Annotated in this window: 21 protein-coding genes and 1 other annotated feature; of the genes, 15 read left to right on the forward strand and 6 right to left on the reverse strand. The window is 43.5% G+C overall.

The features are described from left to right. Nucleotides 1–74 precede the first annotated feature (74 nt). The 4 genes from FKX92_RS09615 (at nt 75) to FKX92_RS09630 (ending at nt 7,662) form a co-directional block, all read left to right on the forward strand. A complete protein-coding gene (locus tag FKX92_RS09615) occupies nt 75–644 on the forward strand; it encodes a LemA family protein (protein WP_002915741.1) in 570 nt (189 codons plus the stop codon). A 1-nt stretch (nt 645) separates the two neighbouring features. Further along, nucleotides 646–1,542 carry a zinc metalloprotease HtpX gene (gene htpX / locus FKX92_RS09620; protein ID WP_149566182.1) on the forward strand — a complete coding sequence of 299 codons (897 nt, stop codon included), beginning with the start codon at nt 646–648 and terminating at the stop codon, nt 1,540–1,542. A gap of 456 nt (nt 1,543–1,998) precedes the next feature. Continuing rightward, on the forward strand, nt 1,999–2,880 hold the full coding sequence (locus FKX92_RS09625) for a helix-turn-helix domain-containing protein (RefSeq protein ID WP_125410656.1): 882 nt from the start codon (nt 1,999–2,001) through the stop codon (nt 2,878–2,880). Between the two features lie 69 nt (nt 2,881–2,949). After that, complete coding sequence (locus tag FKX92_RS09630; protein WP_149566183.1) at nt 2,950–7,662, forward strand: glycoside hydrolase family 70 protein; 4,713 nt, start codon at nt 2,950–2,952, stop codon at nt 7,660–7,662. A gap of 131 nt (nt 7,663–7,793) precedes the next feature. Here the strand turns inward: FKX92_RS09630 and FKX92_RS09635 are convergent, their stop codons facing one another. Continuing rightward, nucleotides 7,794–9,035 (reverse strand): MFS transporter, encoded by a 1,242-nt coding sequence (locus tag FKX92_RS09635; protein WP_149566268.1) that lies wholly within the window; start codon nt 9,033–9,035, stop codon nt 7,794–7,796. A gap of 352 nt (nt 9,036–9,387) precedes the next feature. Next, nucleotides 9,388–10,257 carry an Rgg/GadR/MutR family transcriptional regulator gene (locus FKX92_RS09640; RefSeq protein ID WP_149566184.1) on the reverse strand — a complete coding sequence of 290 codons (870 nt, stop codon included), beginning with the start codon at nt 10,255–10,257 and terminating at the stop codon, nt 9,388–9,390. A gap of 99 nt (nt 10,258–10,356) precedes the next feature. On the opposite strand from FKX92_RS09640, the gene FKX92_RS09645 reads away from it, so the two are divergent. Next, the gene (locus FKX92_RS09645; RefSeq protein WP_149566185.1) at nt 10,357–10,887 is read left to right on the forward strand and encodes a YceD family protein; all 531 of its coding nucleotides are present in this window, start codon (nt 10,357–10,359) and stop codon (nt 10,885–10,887) included. A gap of 294 nt (nt 10,888–11,181) precedes the next feature. Here FKX92_RS09645 and FKX92_RS09650 read toward each other — a convergent pair whose 3' ends face one another. From FKX92_RS09650 to FKX92_RS09665, 4 genes are read right to left on the reverse strand one after another with little or no spacing between them, the layout of a single operon-like run. Then, complete coding sequence (locus FKX92_RS09650) at nt 11,182–11,475, reverse strand: DUF5960 family protein (RefSeq protein ID WP_149566186.1); 294 nt, start codon at nt 11,473–11,475, stop codon at nt 11,182–11,184. After that, the gene (locus FKX92_RS09655; protein ID WP_125405542.1) at nt 11,453–11,827 is read right to left on the reverse strand and encodes a hypothetical protein; all 375 of its coding nucleotides are present in this window, start codon (nt 11,825–11,827) and stop codon (nt 11,453–11,455) included. Before FKX92_RS09655 ends, FKX92_RS09650 begins: the two co-directional genes overlap by 23 nt. Beyond that, a complete protein-coding gene (locus FKX92_RS09660; protein ID WP_149566187.1) occupies nt 11,824–13,239 on the reverse strand; it encodes a Y-family DNA polymerase in 1,416 nt (471 codons plus the stop codon). Before FKX92_RS09660 ends, FKX92_RS09655 begins: the two co-directional genes overlap by 4 nt. Nucleotides 13,240–13,242: 3 nt before the next feature. Next, nucleotides 13,243–13,920 carry a helix-turn-helix domain-containing protein gene (locus tag FKX92_RS09665; RefSeq protein ID WP_002904012.1) on the reverse strand — a complete coding sequence of 226 codons (678 nt, stop codon included), beginning with the start codon at nt 13,918–13,920 and terminating at the stop codon, nt 13,243–13,245. Nucleotides 13,921–14,062: 142 nt separating this feature from the next. On the opposite strand from FKX92_RS09665, the gene FKX92_RS09670 reads away from it, so the two are divergent. From FKX92_RS09670 to FKX92_RS09715, 10 genes are all read left to right on the forward strand, one after another. Then, nucleotides 14,063–14,551 (forward strand): YcxB family protein, encoded by a 489-nt coding sequence (locus tag FKX92_RS09670; RefSeq protein ID WP_149566188.1) that lies wholly within the window; start codon nt 14,063–14,065, stop codon nt 14,549–14,551. Nucleotides 14,552–14,620: 69 nt separating this feature from the next. Next, on the forward strand, nt 14,621–15,169 hold the full coding sequence (rsmD, locus tag FKX92_RS09675; RefSeq protein WP_002900954.1) for a 16S rRNA (guanine(966)-N(2))-methyltransferase RsmD: 549 nt from the start codon (nt 14,621–14,623) through the stop codon (nt 15,167–15,169). Beyond that, on the forward strand, nt 15,159–15,653 hold the full coding sequence (gene coaD / locus FKX92_RS09680; protein WP_149566189.1) for a pantetheine-phosphate adenylyltransferase: 495 nt from the start codon (nt 15,159–15,161) through the stop codon (nt 15,651–15,653). The genes rsmD and coaD overlap by 11 nt, the downstream gene beginning before the upstream one ends. Further along, entirely contained in the window at nt 15,640–16,683 is a 1,044-nt protein-coding gene (locus FKX92_RS09685; RefSeq protein ID WP_149566190.1) for a SepM family pheromone-processing serine protease, read from the forward strand. Before coaD ends, FKX92_RS09685 begins: the two co-directional genes overlap by 14 nt. A 181-nt stretch (nt 16,684–16,864) precedes the next feature. Next, nucleotides 16,865–17,446 carry a YutD family protein gene (locus tag FKX92_RS09690; protein WP_149566191.1) on the forward strand — a complete coding sequence of 194 codons (582 nt, stop codon included), beginning with the start codon at nt 16,865–16,867 and terminating at the stop codon, nt 17,444–17,446. Further along, nucleotides 17,443–18,531, forward strand: coding sequence for a 23S rRNA (adenine(2503)-C(2))-methyltransferase RlmN (rlmN, locus tag FKX92_RS09695; RefSeq protein WP_149566192.1), 1,089 nt, complete (start codon nt 17,443–17,445; stop codon nt 18,529–18,531). The genes FKX92_RS09690 and rlmN overlap by 4 nt, the downstream gene beginning before the upstream one ends. Next, entirely contained in the window at nt 18,518–19,057 is a 540-nt protein-coding gene (locus FKX92_RS09700) for a VanZ family protein (RefSeq protein ID WP_101771122.1), read from the forward strand. The genes rlmN and FKX92_RS09700 overlap by 14 nt, the downstream gene beginning before the upstream one ends. 75 nt (nt 19,058–19,132) lie before the next feature. Beyond that, nucleotides 19,133–19,362: a binding site (T-box leader), on the forward strand. 62 nt (nt 19,363–19,424) lie between these two features. Further along, nucleotides 19,425–20,606 carry a tryptophan synthase subunit beta gene (gene trpB, locus FKX92_RS09705; protein ID WP_125373591.1) on the forward strand — a complete coding sequence of 394 codons (1,182 nt, stop codon included), beginning with the start codon at nt 19,425–19,427 and terminating at the stop codon, nt 20,604–20,606. Between the two features lie 402 nt (nt 20,607–21,008). Continuing rightward, nucleotides 21,009–22,367 carry an anthranilate synthase component I gene (gene trpE, locus FKX92_RS09710; RefSeq protein ID WP_149566193.1) on the forward strand — a complete coding sequence of 453 codons (1,359 nt, stop codon included), beginning with the start codon at nt 21,009–21,011 and terminating at the stop codon, nt 22,365–22,367. Beyond that, nucleotides 22,364–22,927, forward strand: coding sequence for an aminodeoxychorismate/anthranilate synthase component II (locus FKX92_RS09715; protein WP_149566194.1), 564 nt, complete (start codon nt 22,364–22,366; stop codon nt 22,925–22,927). The genes trpE and FKX92_RS09715 overlap by 4 nt, the downstream gene beginning before the upstream one ends. The last annotated feature ends 9 nt before the right edge of the window (nt 22,928–22,936 follow it).

A 22,936-nucleotide genomic window follows, 5' to 3' on the forward strand; every position in this document is an offset into this window, starting at 1 on the left:
ATCAATGTCAAGAATAAAGACAGTTCCTCTATTTTTTGATATAATAAGTCTAATCAAAATTGAAGGAGTATATCATGACTTTTATTATTGTTCTTATTATTGTCGCGGTTTTAGCATTCTTCGTTGTTGGTGCGTACAATACCTTGGTTAAAAGCCGCATGCAGACTCAGGAAGCTTGGAGTCAGATCGATGTGCAGCTCAAACGTCGTAATGACCTGATTCCTAACCTCTTGGAAACGGTCAAAGGCTATGGCAAGTACGAGCAAGCAACCTTGGAAAAGGTAACCCAACTGCGCAACCAGGTAGCTTCAGCTGCTTCACCAGCCGAAGCCATGCAAGCCAGCGACGCCCTTTCTCGTCAGATTTCTGGAATCTTTGCAGTAGCTGAAAGCTATCCAGATCTGAAAGCAAATACCAACTACTTGAAGTTGCAGGAAGAGCTGACCAATACTGAAAATAAAATTGCTTATTCTCGTCAGCTTTATAATTCAGTAACTAGCAACTACAATGTCAAGCTGGAAACATTCCCAAGCAATATTGTTGCAGGAATGTTTGGCTTTAAAGCTGCTGACTTCCTCAAGACACCAGAAGAAGAAAAGGCTGTGCCAAAAGTTGACTTTGGCAGCACTGGACTAGGTGACTAAGATGCTATTTGATCAAATTGCCAGCAATAAAAGGAGGACTTGGCTCCTCCTTATCGCTTTTTTCGGTCTCTTGGCTCTCCTTGGAGCAGCTATTGGCTATCTCTGGCTGCGGTCTGCTGTAGGTGGTGTCTTGCTAGCCTTGATTATCGGAGCGATTTATGCCGGAGTAATGATTTTTCAGTCTACAGAGGTTGTCATGGCTATGAACGGGGCTCGCGAGGTCTCTGAGCAGGAAGCACCTGAGCTCTATCATATTGTTCAAGATATGGCCATGGTCGCTCAGATTCCTATGCCACGTGTCTATATCGTAGAGGACTCCTCTCCCAATGCTTTTGCGACTGGCTCTAAGCCTGAAAATGCAGCTGTTGCAGCAACGACAGGTATCTTGCAAATCATGAATCGTGAGGAGCTTGAGGGAGTGATTGGCCATGAAGTCAGTCATATTCGCAATTATGATATTCGGATTTCAACGATTGCTGTGGCTTTGGCCAGTGCTATTACCCTGTTGTCTAGCCTAGCTGGCCGTATGATGTGGTTTGGTGGCGGACGGCGCAGTAGTAATGATCGAGATAACGATAGTGGTTTGGGAATTATTCTCCTTATCGTATCATTGATTGCTATCGTTTTAGCTCCTCTGGCAGCTACCTTGGTGCAGTTAGCCATTTCTCGTCAGCGGGAGTTTCTGGCTGATGCTTCCAGTGTAGAGCTGACCCGCAATCCACAAGGGATGATTAATGCTCTGCTCAAGCTGGATCACAGCGAGCCAATGGAACATCATGTTGATGATGCCAGTGCAGCTCTCTATATCAGCGATCCTAAAAAAGAAGGCAGTCTGAAGAAACTTTTCTATACGCACCCTCCTATCTCAGAGCGGGTGGAGCGCTTGAGACATATGTAAAAGCTGGGAATAAATTATTTCCAAAACTTAGACCAATAACTAGTAAAAGGATTTAGTTCTGCATTGAACAGGACTAAGTCCTTTTCATTTTACTTCCTTTCATTCATGTCTAAAAAATATTCGTTTAGATTTTGTTACAGTTTTATTTCAGTTATCCATGAACCTCAGATTATCCAAGTTTATTTTTGTATAAGTAAGGAGGCTAGTTTTGAAAAAGCCAGTGTTTTCAAGTTGTCAGGTTGAACCCTTCTGAGAATCTTATAAAATCAATATTTTCTTGAAAACCATATAACTTTCAGAAAAAATCACTATATTGAGTATTCCTATCTTTCAAATTAATCTATTTGTATTATTTGGAAATATAAAGTAATTTTTTTGTAACATATTCGAAATATATTACTAGTATATTAAATTTAGTAAAAAATTTTATTGCATATATGAAACCGAGGGCTCAATATGTTGAAAACATTTGGAAAAATTTTCAAAGTCATTAGAGAATCAAAAAACATGTCTCTTAAAGAGGCGGCAGCCGGAGATATTTCAGTGGCTCAGCTGTCTCGTTTTGAGCGGGGAGTCAGTGGTATCACGCTTGATTCTTTCTATTGCTGCTTAAAGAATATGGCTGTTTCTCTAGACGAATTTCAGTATGTTTACCATAACTACATTGAGGCAGATGATGCGCTTTTCTCAAAAAAAGTAGCTGATGCTTATCAGGAAAACAATGTCGTCAAGCTCCAAAGTATATTGGCTAGCTCAGAAGCTTTGGCTCAAAAGTTCCCTGAGAAGAAGAATTATAGGCTTAATACAATTGTTGTTAGAGCAGTATTGTCTTCCTGCAGTCCAGATTTTCAGATTAGCAAGAAAGATGTAGAATTTCTGACCGATTATCTCTTTTCCGTTGAGGAGTGGGGGCGTTATGAGCTCTGGCTCTTTACTAATAGTGTGGATCTATTGACCTTGGAAACACTGGAGACCTTTGCTAGTGAAATGATTAACCGCACCCAGTTTTATAATAATCTACCGGAGAATCGCCGGCGTATTATCAAGATGCTGCTTAATGTTATCAGCGTCTGCATAGAGAGTAATCATTTGCTAGTTGCTATGAGATTCCTCAATTATCTTGACCATTCTAAAATCCCTGAGACAGATCTTTATGATCGGATGCTGATTAAGTATCATAGGGCTCTTTATTCCTACAAGGTTGGGAATAGCTATGCTCTGAGTGATATTGAGGAATGCTTATCTTTCTTGGAATTTTTAGATTCCTTCGGTGTTGCCCAGAAGCTCAAGGCTCAGTTTGAAAGAATTTGCCTTTCCCAGTTGCAGATGTGCAAATAAAATAGACTCATTTCTAAAAATATACTAGAATAAGAGTATAACTTTATACCAAATTCAGAAGGAGGCTTTATGATGGAGAAAAAAATTCATTATAAGATGCATAAAGTTAAGAAGAACTGGGTAGCCATCGGTGTGACTACCTTAGCACTTATCGTAGCACCAAAAGTACTTGGTCTCGAAGCAGGTCTTGTCCACGCTGATGATGTTAAGCAGGTGGCAGTTCAAGAACCAACTGCAGCTCAGGATAGTGGCTCAGGGCAGCCGGTTCAAGTACAAGCCAACTCAGCTTCTCAGTTGGAAGCAGAAAAAGCAACTTCTGCAGACAAGGTGGTTGATGCTGCTGTAGCCAGTGAAAAAACTGCTGAAACTGCAGCAAATACGGAAGCAGCGGTTCAAACAGATGCTCAAGAGCCAGCTAAGCCGGCAGTAGCAGAAGCAGCAACTACAGAAAAAGCAGCCGTTGCTGAAGAAGCAAAAGCAGCTAATGCAACATCAGAAACTGCTAAACCGGAAGCAGCTGGTCAGGATATACAAGCAAGTCCCGCAACTGCTGACAAACAAGCAAAGAGGACTGTTACAGACAAGATAGTTGCAAATCCAAAGGTTGCAAAGAAAGATCGTTTGCCAGAACCGGCTCAAAGACAGGGAGCGATAGCTGAAAGAATGCGTGCTGCTCAAGCCCAAGCGGCACCTGTTAATACTGAGCATGATGATGATGTCTTATCTCACATCAAGACCATTGATGGTAAGAAATACTATGTTCAGGACGACGGTACAGTTAAAAAGAATTTCGCTGTTGAGCTCAATGGAAAAATTCTTTATTTCGATGCAGAGACTGGAGCACTGATTGATTCAGCTGAGTATCAATTCCAGCAAGGTACTAGCAGCCTTAACAATGAATTCACCAGAATGAATGCCTTCCATGGCACTACGGAAAAGGACATCGAAACAGTTGACGGCTACCTGACAGCGGATACTTGGTATCGTCCAAAAGCTATCCTCAAGGATGGAAAAACATGGACTCAGTCTACAGAGACTGACTTGCGTCCGCTTTTAATGGCTTGGTGGCCTGATAAGCAAACGCAGGTTAGCTATCTTAACTATATGAACCAGCAAGGTCTGGGAGCAGGAGCTTTTGAAAACAAAGTGGAACAAGCTATCCTGACAGGTGCTTCTCAGCAGGTTCAGCGCAAAATTGAAGAAAGAATCGGTAAAGAAGGCGATACTAAATGGCTGAGAACACTGATGGGCTCATTTGTCAAAACTCAGCCAAACTGGAACATTAAGACAGAGTCTGAAACAACTGGTACGAATAAGGACCACTTGCAAGGCGGAGCTCTGCTTTATACCAATAGTGATAAGACTTCTCATGCTAATTCTAAGTACCGCATCCTGAACCGCACACCTACCAGCCAAACTGGTACACCTAAGTACTTTATTGACAAGTCAAACGGTGGTTATGAGTTCCTGTTGGCCAACGACTTTGACAACTCTAATCCAGCTGTTCAGGCTGAGCAACTCAACTGGCTGCACTTTATGATGAACTTCGGCAGCATCGTAGCTAATGATCCGACTGCTAACTTTGACGGAGTCCGTGTCGATGCGGTGGATAATGTCAATGCGGACTTGCTCCAAATTGCCTCTGACTACTTCAAGTCTCGCTACAAGGTCGGAGAAAGTGAAGAGCAGGCTATTAAGCATCTGTCTATCTTAGAAGCTTGGTCTGACAACGACCCTGACTACAACAAAGACACCAAGGGTGCTCAATTGCCGATTGATAATAAGCTTCGTCTGTCCTTGCTTTATTCGTTCATGCGTAAACTTTCTATCCGTAGCGGTGTAGAGCCAACGATTACGAATAGTCTGAATGACCGTTCTACTGAAAAGAAAAATGGCGAACGGATGGCCAACTATATCTTTGTCCGGGCACATGATAGTGAAGTACAAACCGTTATTGCTGACATCATCCGAGAAAATATCAATCCAAATACGGATGGTTTGACCTTTACCATGGATGAGCTCAAGCAAGCCTTCAAGATCTACAATGAAGATATGCGCAAGGCAGACAAGAAGTATACGCAGTTCAATATCCCAACTGCTCATGCTCTCATGCTCTCCAACAAAGACTCCATCACTCGGGTTTACTATGGTGATCTCTACACAGATGACGGCCAATACATGGAGAAAAAATCTCCTTACCACGACGCTATCGATGCCCTGTTGCGTGCTCGGATTAAGTATGTAGCTGGTGGTCAGGACATGAAAGTCACCTATATGGGTGTCCCTCGTGAGGCTGATAAATGGTCTTACAATGGTATTTTGACTTCTGTTCGTTACGGTACTGGTGCTAACGAAGCGACAGATGAAGGAACAGCAGAAACTCGTACCCAAGGGATGGCAGTTATTGCTTCTAATAACCCTAACCTGAAACTGAACGAGTGGGATAAACTGCAAGTCAATATGGGAGCAGCCCATAAGAATCAATACTACCGCCCTGTGCTCTTGACGACCAAAGATGGTATTTCCCGCTATTTAACTGACGAAGAAGTACCACAATCCCTCTGGAAGAAGACAGATGCCAATGGTATTTTGACCTTTGATATGAATGATATTGCAGGCTACAGCAATGTCCAAGTTTCTGGTTATCTGGCTGTTTGGGTACCAGTTGGTGCTAAGGCAGATCAGGATGCTCGTGTAACAGCCAGCAAGAAGAAAAATGCCAGCGGTCAGGTTTACGAGTCTAGCGCAGCCCTTGATTCTCAGCTGATTTACGAAGGCTTCTCTAACTTCCAAGACTTTGCAACTCGCGATGACCAATATACCAATAAAGTCATTGCTAAAAATGTCAACCTCTTCAAGGAATGGGGAGTGACTTCATTTGAGCTGCCACCTCAGTATGTATCTAGCCAAGACGGTACTTTCCTAGACTCTATCATCCAGAATGGTTATGCCTTTGAAGACCGTTATGACATGGCAATGAGCAAGAACAATAAATATGGTTCTTTAAATGACCTACTCAATGCTCTCCGTGCTCTTCACAGTGTCAATATCCAAGCCATTGCGGACTGGGTGCCAGACCAAATCTACAACCTGCCAGGTAAAGAAGTGGTAACAGCCACTCGTGTCAACAACTACGGAACCTACCGTGAAGGCGCAGAAATCAAGGAAAAACTTTACGTTGCCAATACTAAAACGAATGGTACAGACTATCAAGGCAAGTATGGTGGAGCCTTCTTGGATGAACTCAAAGCTAAATATCCAGAAATCTTTGAAAGAGTACAGATTTCCAACGGTCAAAAGATGACGACTGATGAGAAGATTACCAAGTGGTCTGCTAAACATTTCAACGGTACTAATATCTTGGGTCGTGGTGCATACTATGTTCTTAAAGACTGGGCTAGCAACGAATATCTCAACAACAAGAATGGTGAGATGGTACTGCCTAAACAATTAGTTAATAAGAATGCCTACACAGGATTTGTTAGTGATGCTAGTGGTACTAAGTACTATTCAACTAGTGGCTATCAAGCTAGAAATTCCTTTATTCAAGATGAAAATGGAAATTGGTATTACTTCGATAAACGAGGCTATTTAGCAACAGGTGCTCATGAAATTGATGGCAAGCAAGTTTATTTCCTCAAGAATGGTATTCAGCTGCGTGACTCTCTCCGTGAAGATGAAAACGGCAATCAGTATTACTACGATAAGACTGGCGCCCAAGTTCTCAACCGTTACTATACTACTGACGGCCAAAACTGGCGTTACTTTGATGCCAAGGGTGTCATGGCTAGAGGTCTGGTAACCATGGGCGGCAATCAGCAATTCTTCGACCAAAACGGCTACCAAGTCAAAGGCAAGATTGCGCGTGCCAAAGATGGTAAACTTCGTTACTTTGATAAGGATTCAGGTAATGCTGCTGCTAACCGCTTTGCCCAAGGTGATAATCCAAGTGACTGGTACTATTTCGGAGCAGATGGTGTTGCAGTAACAGGTCTTCAAAAACTTGGTCAGCAAACACTTTACTTCGACCAAGATGGCAAGCAAGTCAAGGGTAAAATCGTGACACTTGCAGACAAGAGTATCCGTTACTTCGATGCTAATTCAGGAGAAATGGCAGTCGGCAAGTTTGCAGAAGGATCTAAGAATGAATGGTATTACTTCGATCAAGCTGGTAAAGCAGTGACAGGTCTTCAGAAGATTGGCCAACAAACCCTTTACTTTGACCAAGATGGCAAGCAAGTCAAAGGTAAAGTAGTAACTCTGGATGATAAATCTATCCGTTACTTCGATGCCAACTCCGGAGAAATGGCAGTCGGCAAGTTTGCAGAAGGATCTAAGAACGAATGGTATTACTTTGATCAGTCTGGTAAAGCAGTGACAGGTCTTCAGAAGATTGGCCAACAAACCCTTTATTTCGATCAAAATGGTAAGCAAGTCAAAGGTAAAGTAGTAACTCTGGCTGATAAATCAATCCGTTACTTCGATGCCAACTCCGGTGAAATGGCAGCCAACAAGTTTGTTGAAGGTGCCAAGAACGAATGGTACTACTTCGATCAGGCTGCTAAAGCAGTGACAGGTTTGCGGCAGATTGGCCAACAAACCCTTTACTTCGACCAAAATGGCAAGCAAGTCAAAGGTAAGATTGTCTATGTCAATGGTGCTAACCGTTACTTTGATGCTAATTCAGGAGAAATGGCACGCAATAAATGGATTCAGCTAGAAGATGGAAGCTGGATGTACTTTGACCGCAATGGTAGAGGCAGACGCTTCGGCTGGAACTAATAGCAATAGAATAGGCTAAATGAAATTTAATCTTTAGCTTTCTAATACACAAAAACGATAACTTCTTATTTGGAAGTTATCGTTTTTTGCTGTCTTCTGGGAGAACAAACATAAAAACAAAATTAAATCTATCAAATTTCTTTAATATCTTTCTTTTTTTCAATAGATAGGAGCAGAGCAATCACACCGATAATGCTGAAGATAAGCCAGCTAGCGTTCATATTCCAGAGGGCTAGGCTGCTGAAGACCATAGTACCAAAGGGGACAGAGAAAGAAAAGAGCAGACTCAGAAAGCTGGAAGTCTGAGCGAGAACATCAGAAGGCAGTTTGCTCAGTAAGAGGGTGTTGATTTTGGGATTGATCTTACCGGAGATATAAGCTAGTAAAAATCCAAAAGCAATGCCGACGAAAACAGGCAGATGCAAGAAATTGCTGACAGCAAGCAGAATCATTGTGAGAGCAGCCCAGAGGGTTAGTTGATTTAGAGAGAGGCGGCTAAAGTAATCGTTGGGAGTCAGACTGGCTGCAATCATGGCTAGGACAAGAGTTGTCTGAAGAACCAAGAGAGACTGACTAAAGGACAGCTGGAAGATGGGGTTGTCCAGCAAGTAGAGATCATAAAGAGCTATAAGAGAACCTGCCATAGCGTTGACGATCAGGATTTGAGCCAGCAGTTTGAGAAAATTGTTAGAACCTTCCTGCTCAAAGATGAGCTTGGACGATGTGTACATTTTCTTCAACTCTTCTTTCAGAGGAGCTTTTCTCTCAGAAATTGCCACAGGGTCATGGGTCAATCGGCGACGGACTAGGTAGAGGATGGTGGAGGATAGGAGAAAGGCCAAGGCGTTAACCAAAGCAACTAAGAAAAAGTCTTGCTGGCTGACGGTTAGGAGCCAAACTCCCAAAGCTTGTCCGGCCAGGCTGCAGAGAAAGCTGATAAGCTGGGTAAAAGAGAAGGCTTCCATAAGGTCTTTCTCTGGAACATTCTTTTTCAAAATCGGCATTTGCAGGCCGCTGCGGTAATCGCTGATGATATCTGAAAGAATATTCATCAAGCAGACGGCTGAAAAGGCTAGATAAGAGCTGGAGCGAGTCATGAAGGCAACAAGGACAAAGAGCAGGGCTTGAAGATAACCGAAATAAATCAGCCAGCGAGCCTTATGGACGGTTTTGTCAGCTTTGATACCAGCAAAGATAGTAAAGAAGGTCGGAACCAGAACGATAAAATTAGCCACGGCAATAGCAAACTTGGGATTGGGCATGCTGGACGCAAATACCACAAAAACTATATTAAAAATAGAAGCTCCCAAGGTGTTGAAGATTCGAGAAAGGCTGAGTGAGGCATAGACCCCATTTTTAAAAAATAATTTCATCATAGGCTCCTTTTCTAAACTGCAAGATTGTATAAAAGCTGATTGGGTGCATCTGTAATCTAGCTTTTGTTTTTTTCTCTTTCTGATGAACATTATAGACCGTTTAAAGCCAAAAACAAGGGCTTTTCGGCAACTGGTTAGGTCTCATAAGTAAGTGGTAAAATTCTGAAAGTGACTTGCGAGAGCTCTTTCTGCTTTTAGTATAAAATAGAAAATCTAAGCAGCAGGAAATATTGCATATATTCAACGATTTTTTTGTGCAATTGTTAAGATGAGTAAGTTGGAGTGTATTTTACATCAAAAAAACCACTTTCCAACTCAATATCGCTGAGCTTAAAAGTGGAAATTTGCATCATTTGCTATATTTTTGAAAAGCAGTATCAAGGGCTTCTTGATAGTAGTCAGCGCTATGATGACAGTTCAAGATTCGGAAAATATCGACAGCTTGCTTCATTTGCGTAAGCCCCTCTTCTGTTTGCCCTTTCAAACAAACTAATTCTCCCTGAGCAAAGAGATAGACAATTCGGAAGTAAGTCTCATTTTCTTCGTAAAAGTGTCGCTCAATGACTTGTTGGAAATAGTCTGCTTGGGTGATGTTTTCCTGACTAATGGCCAGAAGATAACCATTAAGAAAGGTAGTGTGCAGGGTATTGCGATTGTTGGCAAACAAGGATGCAAAATCCTTTCTTGAGAGGATTTCTTTGGTGTATTGGGAAAACAAGTTTAGGGATAAAACCGGAGTACAGATAGAGAAGAGATTGAGTTCGTAGCGTCCCCAAATGTCAACTGAAAAGAGGTAATCATGGAGGAAATCCAGCTCGCCTAGGCTGGCCTTTTCAGACTCTTTGAGGGCACAGAGATAGGCCTTTATAATCAGGCGTTCAACCCAATCGCTAGTCTTCTTGCTTTTTTGAGTGATTTTTTCTTTTTCCAGATAAAGTTCTTCTAAGAGGTCGAGCTGACTGGCTTGCAACAGGTCTTGAATGTGGCTTAAGAGTTCCTTGTGAGAATGATGATCCTGGATGCCGGCTGCAACGGTAAATTCTTCCGTTTCCGTGTGGATGGCGCTGAGAGCGCTAAAAAATTTCTGTGCCGAAAGTTCGCTCTGCCCATTTTCAAAGCGAGAAAGCATAGATTTTGAAAATTCTCCGCCAGTCGCTTCGGATAAAGAGATGTGCCTTGCCTCTCGAAAAAATCTAAAAACCTGTCCTAGATGTTTCATTTTCTTCCCTCCTTGAATTTTATTATAACAAAATAATTTTCAATAACATCGAAGTGCTCAAACATGATATAATATAAAGAAAAAAACAAAGAGGAACTTATGTTGCATATTCAAGAAATTCGGAAGAATCCAGATGGACTAGCCTTTGAGAAAAAGCTGGACTTGGCAGAGGAGTTAAAAGAACGCAATCCTGAGATTTTAGATGTTCAGGATATTTTAGCCAAAGGAAAGGTTCAATATGAAGATGGCCTCTATTTTCTAGATTATGACCTGTCTTATACCATTACCTTGACGTCCAGTCGCAGTATGGAGCCAGTAGAACTCAAGGAGTCTTATCTAGTCAACGAAATTTTCATGGAGGAAGGCCAGGCTGCATCACAGGATATGATTGATCAGGACTTGGTGCTGCCGATTGAAAATTGCGAGATTAATGTAGCCGAGAGTGTAGCTGATAATATCCTGATGAATATCCCGCTGAAAATTCTAACAGCTGAGGAAGAAGCTGGCCAAGGCTTTCTGTCGGGTCAGGACTGGCAGGTTATGACAGAAGAAGAATTCGCCGCTGCTCAAGAAGCTCAAAAAGAGAAGAACAATCCTTTCGCTGGTTTGCAAGGACTGTTTGATGAATGAATCTTGTAAAAATTTTGAAATCGATAAAAAATAAAATAAAAGAAAAGACAAATTGCTATGACCTGCACCCCAAAAGTTAGACAGAAAATCTAACGATTGGGGTGTTTTTAGTATGAAATTAGTTTATACAAATGAACTGAATAGATAACCTAAAAAGAATGGCGCTTCTTGGCTTTAAATATAGCTGACTCAAATCTTTAAAGTTATTTACCTGACTTAAAGCAATAAATAATTGAGAAGATTCTAGTAGATGGACAGTTCCCTACAATAAGCTCCCAAACTTAGTTTGGGAGCTTATTGATTTATATCTTCTGTTTGGCCTTGATAGTGGTAAATGCAGAGTCGGTTTGCTTGGTCTGGGCGACTGACGGTAAAGTGGAAGTAATGGTCCTTCTTGTCCAAACTTTTGGTCTTGGAGAGTTTGAAATAAGTGGCCTGGCGGCTGGCCATGTGGAGTAGGATGTCATCTTCCATGATCATCAGAGGCTGGGGAAGATTGGAAAATTGATAAAAATCCTCTTGAAATTGATAGTAATTTTGGGAAAAATAGTCGAATTGAAGTTCCTCATGTACATTCTGAGTGGTCATTTGCTCCTCCTGAAGCATGTATCGAAAGAATCTGATGGATAGCAAGGCCTTTGTAATGGTCGCCTTCCTGCAGGAGGACTTGCTTGCAGTCCAGATGAAAGATTGTAGCAGTAATGTCGGTCAGCCTTTCCTTATTAAGAAAGGTAATTCGGATGGGAACTTGCTGGCTGTAGGCTTGACTGAGTAAGTGGAATTTTTCCTGTCTATCAAGTTGGGGCAATTGGCTCATATCTAGTTCTTTTTTGTCCAAAGCAGTGCTGTGTTCAGAGAGGAAAAAGCCAGCCCACTTAGCCATGCCCCGATCCTGAAAGTCACGAGCTGACTGATAGGGGAGGTAGGATCGGTCGGTCATGATAAGCCCTCCAGCCCTCCAGCCGAATGGCCACCTGTCAGCTTGCTTCGAGCGATGGCACGGGAGGAGTCCAGCAAAGCATTTCCCTTAAGCAGAGAGGCAAAGCCAAAGCGATCTCTGATGCGGTCAATCGTCTGTTGGAGCTCCTCTTCTTTTTGAATTTGCAGAGGATCGTCAAAGAGAGAAATCAGACTATAACCTTGATCAACAAAGTCATTGTAAAAAACGCCAATCTGTCGGATAGCCCCGCCCTGATATTTGGAACGGAAAAGCTGAACGACGATTTGAGCCAATCGATCGCTGGTGTTAGTGGGCTCAATTTTTTTCTGTGTATGAATGGAAGGAAGGAGCTCCTGCTTGGAATAGCGGGCATAGATGGAGACACGCTGGCATTTCTTACCAGAGCGTCTGAGACGAATGGCGACCTGCTCAGCCATTTCTCGAAAAACCAACTCAATCTCTGCCTGCTGTCTATAATCTCGTGGGAGAATTTGCGAATTGCCCAGACCATGTGACTTGACCTGATAAGGCTTGTGAACATTGCTTTCATCAATTCCGTGAGCGTGAAACCAAAGCTGCAGGCCCATAACCCCCATTTCTTTTTTGAGTATGTCGGGGTTAAAGTGGGCCAAATCATAAATGGAATGGATGCCTAGCTTCTTAAGACGGGTGGCCGTTCGGTTGCCGATGCCCCAAAAATCAGTTATTGTCGGAATAGTCCAAACCTTGCTTGGTACATCCTCATAGGACCAGTTGACCCGCATCTTTTTTGTGTGTTTGGCTTCAATGTCCAAGGCTAATTTGGCTAGAAGAGGATTGGCGTTGCTCAGGCCGATAGAGGCATAAATCCCAGTCTTCTTCCAGATAGCCTGTTGAATGCGGGCGGCCAGCAGATCCAGTTTGGTCCTGCGGTCCAGCGTCTGATCGAGAATGAAGTAGTTGATAGAGCTAGTCAAATCTAAGAAACCCTCATCGATTGAGTAGGGGAAAATGTCATCGGGAGCTGCGAAATCCTGGAAAATTTTTTGGATTTCCATGTTTTTCTGGATGTAGTAGTTCATCCGAGGTGGGACCAATAAGGTCTTTTGAGCAGCATCTTCAATAAAGCGCACATAATCTGCTGTAATAGGCAGTCCCTGCTTGTGGGCAGCAGCATAGTTGAACTTGCGGGTGTGGACATCAAAAGGAAGATTATAGCTTCGGCTGACATTCTGGCTGCCGAAATTCTTTTTAAAGAGAGGAGTGGCAGCTAATATCAGTCCAGCAGAATTTTCAATTCGGCTCATGACACAGAGCGAGGTTTTTAAAGGGTCAAGGCCGAGAGAAATGCATTCGCAAGAGGCATAAAAACTTTTCATATCCACAAAAGCGATGTCTGAACGAGGCTCGCGTGAATAATCAAATAGGACCATAACTTATACCTCAATCGGCAGAAAATGTCCGACTACGATACCAACAATGCTAGGCTGGTCTTCATAGGGAGCAAAGAGATCCTCGTAGTCAGGATTGATAGACTCTAAACGAAGTCCTTCAGCTTCTCGGTAGACTTTTTTGATATAGGTCTTGCCATTCCACATAAGAGCATAGACTGCCCCATCGTAGTCGAATCCTGTCTGTTTCATAAGGGCAACAGAGCCATTGGGATACTTGGGCTCCATAGAATCCCCAGAGACCCAGGATGCAAAGTCATGCTGGATATCTTGATCAAAGTAGACAGTTTCATAGTCTGTTTCATTGTCATAGTAACTGTGCCCGCGCCCTGCAGCTAGCTCAACGGATAGAACTTTATAGGCTGTAAGAGAGCTAACCTTGCGCTGTCTCTCTAGGAGTTGACTAGCTAGCTGGTCTACTTCCTTTTTATGCGGTGGGGTTAGTAAAGGGTAGGTGTAGAGCGTACTAGTCTCATCCACAAAGTAGTTCTCTTGGACCTTGAGACAGGTGGCCAACCTCCTGAGATTTTTTGCGTGGGGTTCTGCTAGACCATTTTCCCAAGCTGAATAAGTCTTTCGAGAGATGCCCAGCTCTTGGTAAATGGAAGACTGTGTCAGATTGAGCTCCAGCCGGCGTTTTTTTAATTTTTCATGCGAAAACATATCACACCTCCTGTGTAACGTTTTAAAAGTTACATATAGTATAACAGATGAAATCGAGAAAAGCAAGTTCTTTCTTGAGTATTGTTATTTCTAGCAAGAGTGTGGTAAACTGTAGGGAGGAATATAACCTGGAGGTAGCGAGATGTTTCCTATGACAGCAAAAACGATCATGACAGAAGAAGCTTATCGCCGTTTCGCTTGGACCAATTTCTGGTATAAAAAGAATGGCCTCTTTTCACTGATTCTCCCTGAGATGGTGGTGCTGATATGCGGTGCAATCTGTTTTTTCATCGGGGAACCTTTGCCAGGCGTAGCTTTTCTTGTTACTGTGGCAGTCCTTCCTTTTCTTTACTATCTGTCCATGAATCGACATATTAAAAAGTTTTATAGAGGCAACCCCCTCTGGCATGATATAGAGCAGGAGTTTAGCTTCTATGAGACAGACTTTCGTGTCGTTAATCGGAATAACAATGCCAGATTTGACTACCAAGATATTGTGGCGATTATAGACAAGCCAGAAACTTTTTATATTATGGTTGGCCGGTCAATGGGGCTGATCTTGGATAAGGCAGACTGTCAGCCTGAATTAATTGATTTTTTACTGAAACTAAAAGAAAACAGAAGTCTCTAATTTGGAGGACTTCTGTTTTTTATCTGTCAAGTTTTCAAAAAATTGGCCTCTTGTGCGATGTGTGTTATAATATTTTTTATGAGAGTTGTTGCAGGTAAATACGGGGGTAGGCCCCTCAAAACTTTGGACGGCAAGACGACTAGGCCTACGACCGATAAGGTCAAGGGGGCAATTTTTAATATGATTGGTCCCTATTTTGACGGCGGTCGGGTGCTGGATCTTTATGCTGGGAGCGGGAGTTTGGCCATTGAAGCTATTTCGCGAGGTATGGAGGCAGCTGTCTTAGTCGAGAAGGATCGTAGAGCTCAGGCTATTATTTCAGAGAACATTCAGATGACCAAGGAGCCGGAACGTTTTGACTTGCTCAAGATGGAGTCTGGCCGAGCCTTGGAAATGTTGACAGGGTCTTTTGACTTGGTTCTCTTGGACCCGCCTTATGCCAAGGAGCAGATTGTGGAGGACCTTGAGAAGCTAGAGGAGCGCCAGCTCTTGGGTCAAGATGTCCTGGTAGTCTGTGAGACAGACAAGGAAGTTGAATTACCTGAGGAAATTGCAGGGCTGGGCATTTGGAAGCAGAAGATATATGGAATTTCAAAGGTGACGGTGTATGTCAGATAAGATAGGATTATTTACAGGATCTTTTGACCCAATCACTAAGGGACATGTAGATCTTATCGAGCGGGCCAGTAGGCTCTTTGATAAACTCTATGTAGGAATTTTCTATAATCGGGAAAAGTATGGATTTTTCAGGATTGAAGCTCGAGAACGCATGGTCAAAGAAGCTCTGCAGCATTTGGATAATGTCGAGGTAATCACTTCTCAGAATGAGCTAGCAGTAACAGTGGCCGGAAGGCTGGGAGCCAAGGCCTTTGTGCGCGGTCTCCGTAACAGTCAAGACCTAGACTATGAAGCCAATATGAACTTTTTCAATCAGGAATTGGCAGAAGAGCTGGAAACGATTTTCTTGCTCAGCAAGCCGGCCTATCAGCATATTAGTTCATCACGTATTCGTGAGCTGATTGCTTTTCAGCAGGATATCGCGGCCTATGTGCCCCAAAGTGTAATCAAAGAATTAGAAAGAATCAACGATGAAAAGAATTAAGAAGTATCTATGGCCGACGGTCATTGGCGTCACTATTGCCTTTTTTATAGCAGCATTTTGGGTTCGTCTGCCTTATTATATAGAAGTTCCTGGTGGTGCCGAGGATGTTCGGCAGGTCTTGCTGGTTGATAAAAAGGCTGACAAGGAAGCGGGTTCCTATAACTTTGTGACAGTCGGAGTAGAGCAGGCAACTTTTGCCCATCTGGTCTATGCTTGGCTGACCCCTTTTACCGATATTTATTCCGCTAAGGATATGACGGGGGGATCCACGGATGAGGAGTTCAATCGGATCAACCAATTTTACATGGAAACATCACAAAATATGGCTAAATATCAAGGGTTGACGACAGCTGGTAAAGAGATTAAAATGGACTATCTGGGGGTTTATGTCTTGCAGGTGGCAGATAACTCAACCTTCAAGGGGGTTCTTAATATTGCTGATACGGTAACTGGTGTCAATGATAAGACATTTGAAAGTTCTGAGGAACTGGTCAAGTATGTCAACTCGCAGAAGCTTGGGGACAAGGTCAAGGTGACTTTCCAAGAGGATGGTCAGGAGAAATCGGCAACCGGCAAGATTATCAAGCTGGAGAATGGTAAGAACGGGATTGGGATTAGTCTGATAGACAGGACGGAAGTCAGCAGTAATATTCCGATTACATTTTCAACTGAGGGTATCGGCGGTCCTAGTGCTGGTCTTATGTTCAGCCTGGCTATTTATACCCAGTTGGCTGATCCGACCCTTCGTGATGGCCGCGATATTGCAGGGACCGGCAGCATCAGCCGTGAAGGTGAAGTTGGCGAAATCGGCGGAATCGATAAGAAGGTTGTTTCAGCAGCCCAAAGCGGAGCAGATGTTTTCTTTGCACCGAACAATGAACTTACAGAGGAAGAGAAAAAGCTTTCTCCTAATGGGAAAAACAACTACCAAACGGCTCTGGAGACAGCCAAGAAGATTAAAACGGATATGAAAATTGTTCCAGTTAAAACCCTGCAGGACGCCATTGACTATCTGAAAAAGAACAAGTAAGATCTTAGCTTTTGCTAAGATTTTTCTTGTGAGACAGACAAAGTTATCTGGCTTTCTCTTCTTTAAATCGTCTGACTTTTTTCAGAAAGATATTTTTGATGAAAAGTCCGCGAAATACTGGCTGATTTATGATAAAATAAGGTGTTGTAGATAAACTATCCAAGAGTGTTAAAGGAAGAGTATGCGTAAAGATATTTCACCTGAATTGTATAATTATAATAAATTCCCAGGACCGGAGTTTAAACAGATTGATAGCAAGATTGTTGCAGAAAAATTCGAGTTTGAATTGATTGAGAACTATAAGGAAGGCTTTGACTTGACTGCCTTTCATCAGCGTTTTTCAGAAATTCTCACCAAGTTTGACTATATTGTCGGCGACTGGGGCAATGAGCAGCTACGCCTGCGCGGTTTTTACAAGGACGAGCGGGCTAATGAAAACGATGAGAAGATCAGCCGCTTAGAAGACTATTTGCTGGAGTACTGCAGCTATGGCTGTGCTTATTTTGTCTTGGAAAATCCAAATCCCCAGCGCGCTTCCTTTGATAAAAAATCGCATGGCAAGAAAGAGTCAGAGGGGCGGTCAAAACGTTCTCGCAACAGCCGTTCAGGCGGCAACCGCAATCGCAGAAGCGAGCGAGACCGAGACAGCCGCTCTAAAAGGGACAATAAGCGCTCTCGCAACAATTCCCAGCAAGATAGGCAGAAAAAGCAAAAAGACAGCAATCGCCATTTTGTAATTCGTCAGAATAAAGGAGAAAAATGAAACCATCTATTTATAGCTTAACGCGTCAGGAAATGATTGAATGGGCGGAAGCTCAGGGAGAAAAGAAATTCCGTGCTGCCCAGATTTGGGAGTGGCTCTATCGTAAACGGGTTCAGTCTTTTGAAGAGATGACTAATCTGTCCAAGGACTTGATTGCCAAGCTAAATGATCAGTTTGTCGTCAATCCGCTTAAACAGCGCATTGTTCAAGAGTCGGCTGACGGTACGGTCAAGTACCTCTTTGAGCTGCCGGATGGTATGCTGATTGAGACCGTACTCATGCGCCAGCACTATGGACTTTCTGTCTGTGTGACCACCCAAGTTGGCTGCAATATCGGCTGCACTTTCTGTGCCTCCGGCTTGATTAAAAAGCAACGCGACCTCAATAACGGTGAGATTGTAGCTCAGATTATGCTGGTTCAGAAGTATTTTGACGAGCGTGGTCAGGATGAGCGGGTCAGCCACATCGTGGTTATGGGAATCGGTGAGCCTTTCGACAACTACGACAATGTGCTCAAGTTTGTCCGGACGGTCAATGATGACAAAGGTTTGGCTATCGGTGCCCGCCATATCACGGTTTCAACCTCAGGGCTGGCTCATAAGATTCGTGACTTTGCCAATGAAGGTGTGCAGGTCAATCTAGCTGTATCCCTCCATGCTCCCAATAATGATTTGCGGACCAGCATCATGCGGATTAACCGGTCCTTCCCTATCGAAAAGCTTTTTGCAGCTATCGAATACTATATTGAGACGACCAACCGCCGGGTGACCTTTGAGTACATCATGCTCAATGAAGTCAATGACGGTGTAGAGCAGGCCAAGGAATTGGCAGAGCTGCTTAAGAACATTAAGAAACTGTCTTATGTCAATCTCATTCCTTACAACCCAGTTAGCGAGCACGACCAATATAGTCGTAGTCCCAAAGAGCGCGTGATGGCTTTCTATGATACTCTCAAGAAAAACGGAGTCAACTGTGTGGTTCGTCAGGAACATGGTACAGATATTGATGCAGCCTGCGGTCAGCTGCGTTCCAATACTATGAAGCGTGATCGCGAGAAAGCATTGGTAGAAGATGTTCAGCCTTAAGAACTATCTGACTTCAGACGGTGAGCTGACTGCTAAGGGACGGAAATTGCTGGTAGGGGGAAGCTGGCTCTATTTCTTGATGCTTTGCATTCTGTGCTTTATTCCTCAAGTTCCAGAGCCGGGAATGGAGACGCCGGGAGTCCAGTATTTTGGCCGAATAGTGGTTTTATTAATCCCTTTTAATTCCTTTGTCAATATTGGCGAGATTACCTCTTGGATCCAGTTGGTCAAAGTCTTTATCCAAAATCTAGCCAATATCTTTCTGCTGTCGCCCTTAATTTTTCAATTGCTTTGGCTCTTTCCAAAATTGCGGAAGACAAAGAAGGTCGTATGGCTGAGCTTTGGGATGAGTCTGTCTATCGAAGTGACTCAGATTCTGCTGGACCTTCTTATCAACGCCAATCGAGTCTTTGAGATTGATGATCTCTGGACCAATACTTTGGGTGGTTATCTGGCTTGGCGGGCATTTCAGCTTGGTCAGAAAATCTGGAAAAATCGTCAAGGCGACGCTTTCAAAAGAGATTAGCGAGCGAAAGGTTCGGATTTAGAAGAAAAAAATAAATTTTTTCTTGACAAGAAAAAGGGAAAGACCTATAATAAAATAAATCATCAGAAAAGTAATAATTTTTTCTACTTTCAGGGAGTCTGTGGTTGGTGGAAACAGGCAGTGGAAGATTATGAAGTGGGCTGATGCAAAAAATGAATTTGAAGCAATAAAAATTCGGTGAGCACACCTTACAGTGCAGCTTGTTGTTAGACAAGACAGAGATATGGAGGCAGTCTATACTTTGCTCCATAATTGAGGTGGCACCGCGATTTTACGCCCTCACACAGAGTTTTTTCTGTGTGTGGGCTTTTGTTTTGCTTGAAAATAAAGAAATGAGGCAATCAAGATGACAGAAACTAAAGGATATTTTGGACAATTCGGCGGCTCCTTCGTACCGGAGCCTATCCAAGCCTTGCTGGATGAATTAGAAGCGACTTTTGAGAAGTATAAGGATGACCCAGAATTTTTAAATGAATACCGGCATTATTTGGCGGATTATTCGGGACGGGAAACTCCGCTCTACTTTGCAGAAAGTCTGACTCAGCATCTGGGCGGAGCTAAGATTTATCTGAAGCGGGAAGATCTCAATCATCTGGGTTCCCATAAGCTCAATAATGTTTTGGGGCAGATTCTTCTGGCTAAGCGTATGGGCAAGACCCGAGTCATCGCTGAAACTGGAGCAGGTCAGCATGGTGTGGCAACTGCGGCAGCTGCAGCTAAGTTTGGTATGAAGTGCGATGTTTACATGGGTGCAGAGGATGTAGAACGCCAGCGCCTTAATGTCTTCCGCATGGAAATGATGGGGGCGACTGTTCACGCTGTGGAAACAGGCACCAAAACCCTCAAGGATGCAGTAGATGCAGCCTTTGGAGCTTGGATGAGTGATTTGGAAGCCTTCTATGTTTTGGGATCTGCTGTCGGACCTCACCCTTATCCGACGATTGTCCATGAGTTCCAAAAGGTGATTAGTGAAGAATCTCGCCGTCAGATTTTGGACAAGGAAGGCCGCTTGCCGGACTATGTTATTGCCTGCGTAGGCGGTGGCTCCAATGCTATCGGCGCCTTCTCCCAGTATGTGGCGGATGAAGAAGTCAAGTTAGTGGGGGTTGAAGCCGCCGGGCGTGGTCTTGATACAGATCAGCACGCAGCGACCATGACCAAGGGAAGTGTCGGAGTAGTGGATGGTATGAAGACCTACGCTGTCTTTGCTGAAGATGGTCAGGTAGCACCGGTTTACTCCATTTCAGCAGGATTGGACTATCCTGGAGTTGGTCCTGAACATGCTTTCTTTAAAGATTCCGGTCGAGTAGAATACGTGGCAGCGACAGATGATGAAGCTGTGGACGCCTTGCTTCTCTTGACACAAAAGGAAGGAATTTTACCGGCGATCGAAAGTTCTCATGCCATTGCTGAAGCCATCAAGCGGGCTCCGCAATTGTCATCTGACCAAATCATCATTATCAATGTCTCTGGTCGTGGAGACAAGGATGTGGCAGCCATTGCCGACTATCTAGAAAAACGAAAATAAAATATCCAGCAGAAGAGTAGTAACATCTCTCCTTTCAGAGAGTCTGTGGTTGCTGAGAACAGGCAGGAGAAGTTATGAAATGGGCTGCTGGAGTCAACATTTTGTCCTTTAGTTGATCTTTTATCATTTTGTTAGCATACTTTGCCATGAGTCGGTATGCTACCTTCTACTAAAAGGAATCTAAATGACTGTAAATAAGTAAATGAGATGTGGAGTTTAAAAACTCCATAACTGAGGTGGCACCGCGATGATACGCCCTCACAGGATGAACTGTGCGGGCGTTTTTCTGTAGTTCTGGAGCAAGTTATGACAGTGAACAGGTGCTATCTGTTCTTGTGAATGTAGTCATGGCTAGCAGATTGCTCCTCCTTAAACGCTTCTGATTAAATAGAAAGAAACATTATGCAAAAGATTTTACCAGCTGATATTTTATCGCCGATTCTGGCTTATATGCGGATTCAGGGCGACCACAAGGTGATTTTGGAAAGTATTCCAAGAGATAGCGAGACAGCTCGCTTTTCTATCCTAGCTTATAACCCAGTCTTTGAAGTCCGCTATGAAAATGGCCAGCTAACAAAGAATGGGCAAGTAATCAAGGCAGATCCCTTGGACTATCTGCATGAGTTGGCAGTAAAGAAAAATCATCATTCAGACTTGCCTTTTGGTGGTGGAGCCATCGGTTTTGTTGGCTACGATATGATTTCCCTCTATGAGGAGATTGGTCAAATTCCAGCTGATGTGATTGGGACGCCGGACATGCACTTTTTCGTCTATGAGAGTTACATGGTTTTTGACCATAAAAAAGACAAGGTCTATATCGTTGAGGAGGCGCTCTACAGTGATAGGAGCGAAGCTGATTTGGCTGCTAGGCTGGAGAGGATTATGGCTGAGCTGGCGCAGCCAGCAGCAGATGAATTTTCACCACTGGAACTGTCCAGTTTGAACTTTCAGAGTCATATCGAGCAGACAGCTTTTGAAAAAATGGTGGAAGAAGCGCGTAGCTTGATTCGGCAGGGCGACATGTTCCAATGTGTGCTTAGTCAACGCTTTTCAGCAGAATATTCTGGTAGGCCGCTGGATTATTATCGCAATCTGCGCGTAACCAACCCTTCCAACTATCTCTACTTTTATGATTTCGGGGATTATCAGATCATCGGAGCCAGCCCAGAAAGTCTGGTGTCTGTCAAGCGGGGGCAGGTTACGACCAATCCTATTGCTGGGACCAGACCGCGCGGGAAGGATGAGAGAGAAGATAAAGTCTTGGCGAAGGAGTTGCTGGCTGACGAGAAGGAAGTGGCTGAGCATCGTATGTTAGTTGATTTGGGGCGTAATGATATCGGTAAAATTGCCCAGAATAACAGCGTGGAAGTCACTAAGTACATGGAGGTAGAGTATTTCCGCTATGTCATGCACCTGACCAGTGTGGTCCGTGGTCAGCTTCTGCCTCAACTGACAGCTATGGATGCGCTCAAGTCAACCCTGCCAGCTGGTACCGTCTCGGGCGCGCCTAAGATTCGAGCTATGAAGCGAATTTATGAGCTAGAGCAGGAAAAACGTGGTGTTTATGCGGGGGCTATCGGCTATCTGTCTGCGACAGGGGATATGGATTTTGCTATTGCTATACGCACTATGATTTTGAAAAATGGCAGAGCTTACGTTCAAGCTGGAGCGGGTATTGTTTATGACTCGATCCCTGCTAATGAATACCAAGAAACCATCAACAAGGCCAAATCAATGACCAAGATAGGAGAGATGCAATGATTTTATTGATTGATAATTATGATTCTTTTACTTACAATCTAGCCCAGTATATTGGAAATTTCGCAGAAGTTAAAGTCTTGCGAAATGATGATGCAGGCCTTTATCAAGCAGCAGAAGAAGCTGATGCCTTGGTTCTGTCTCCGGGTCCAGGCTGGCCAGCAGATGCAGGACGGATGGAAGAACTTATCCGCGATTTTGCTGGTAAAAAGCCGATTTTGGGGATTTGCTTGGGGCATCAAGCCATTGCAGAAGTATTTGGCGGAAAACTAGGTTTGGCTCCCAAGGTCATGCACGGCAAGCAAAGCATTCTGCGCTTTGAGGGAAAATCTCCTATCTATAAAGAAATAGAGGATGAGCAGCCGGTCATGCGCTATCATTCGATTTTGATTGAAGAGATGCCGGAGGACTTTGAAGTGACGGCTCGGGCAGCTGATGATAATTCGATTATGGCTATCCAGCACAAGAGTCTGCCTATTTATGGTTTTCAGTATCATCCAGAAAGTATTGGCACGCCGGACGGCTTGTCGTCTATCAAGAATTTCATCGATTTAGTAAAATAAAGGAGCGTG

Origin of the sequence: Streptococcus sanguinis (assembly GCF_008329445.1) — a bacterium.
GTDB lineage: Bacteria > Bacillota > Bacilli > Lactobacillales > Streptococcaceae > Streptococcus > Streptococcus sanguinis_O.

What these genes read in the sequence shown, in the direction of transcription:
- FKX92_RS09635 (WP_149566268.1), bottom strand. Translation starts at nt 9,035, where the DNA reads ATGAAATTATTTTTTAAAAATGGGGTCTATGCCTCACTCAGCCTTTCT.
- rlmN (WP_149566192.1), top strand. Translation starts at nt 17,443, where the DNA reads ATGAAACCATCTATTTATAGCTTAACGCGTCAGGAAATGATTGAATGG.
- FKX92_RS09655 (WP_125405542.1), bottom strand. Translation starts at nt 11,827, where the DNA reads ATGACCGACCGATCCTACCTCCCCTATCAGTCAGCTCGTGACTTTCAG.
- FKX92_RS09645 (WP_149566185.1), top strand. Translation starts at nt 10,357, where the DNA reads ATGTTGCATATTCAAGAAATTCGGAAGAATCCAGATGGACTAGCCTTT.
- FKX92_RS09640 (WP_149566184.1), bottom strand. Translation starts at nt 10,257, where the DNA reads ATGAAACATCTAGGACAGGTTTTTAGATTTTTTCGAGAGGCAAGGCAC.
- trpB (WP_125373591.1), top strand. Translation starts at nt 19,425, where the DNA reads ATGACAGAAACTAAAGGATATTTTGGACAATTCGGCGGCTCCTTCGTA.
- FKX92_RS09630 (WP_149566183.1), top strand. Translation starts at nt 2,950, where the DNA reads ATGATGGAGAAAAAAATTCATTATAAGATGCATAAAGTTAAGAAGAAC.
- coaD (WP_149566189.1), top strand. Translation starts at nt 15,159, where the DNA reads ATGTCAGATAAGATAGGATTATTTACAGGATCTTTTGACCCAATCACT.
- FKX92_RS09690 (WP_149566191.1), top strand. Translation starts at nt 16,865, where the DNA reads ATGCGTAAAGATATTTCACCTGAATTGTATAATTATAATAAATTCCCA.
- htpX (WP_149566182.1), top strand. Translation starts at nt 646, where the DNA reads ATGCTATTTGATCAAATTGCCAGCAATAAAAGGAGGACTTGGCTCCTC.
- FKX92_RS09660 (WP_149566187.1), bottom strand. Translation starts at nt 13,239, where the DNA reads ATGGTCCTATTTGATTATTCACGCGAGCCTCGTTCAGACATCGCTTTT.
- FKX92_RS09670 (WP_149566188.1), top strand. Translation starts at nt 14,063, where the DNA reads ATGTTTCCTATGACAGCAAAAACGATCATGACAGAAGAAGCTTATCGC.
- FKX92_RS09665 (WP_002904012.1), bottom strand. Translation starts at nt 13,920, where the DNA reads ATGTTTTCGCATGAAAAATTAAAAAAACGCCGGCTGGAGCTCAATCTG.
- FKX92_RS09715 (WP_149566194.1), top strand. Translation starts at nt 22,364, where the DNA reads ATGATTTTATTGATTGATAATTATGATTCTTTTACTTACAATCTAGCC.
- FKX92_RS09615 (WP_002915741.1), top strand. Translation starts at nt 75, where the DNA reads ATGACTTTTATTATTGTTCTTATTATTGTCGCGGTTTTAGCATTCTTC.
- FKX92_RS09625 (WP_125410656.1), top strand. Translation starts at nt 1,999, where the DNA reads ATGTTGAAAACATTTGGAAAAATTTTCAAAGTCATTAGAGAATCAAAA.
- FKX92_RS09685 (WP_149566190.1), top strand. Translation starts at nt 15,640, where the DNA reads ATGAAAAGAATTAAGAAGTATCTATGGCCGACGGTCATTGGCGTCACT.
- FKX92_RS09650 (WP_149566186.1), bottom strand. Translation starts at nt 11,475, where the DNA reads ATGACCACTCAGAATGTACATGAGGAACTTCAATTCGACTATTTTTCC.
- trpE (WP_149566193.1), top strand. Translation starts at nt 21,009, where the DNA reads ATGCAAAAGATTTTACCAGCTGATATTTTATCGCCGATTCTGGCTTAT.
- FKX92_RS09700 (WP_101771122.1), top strand. Translation starts at nt 18,518, where the DNA reads ATGTTCAGCCTTAAGAACTATCTGACTTCAGACGGTGAGCTGACTGCT.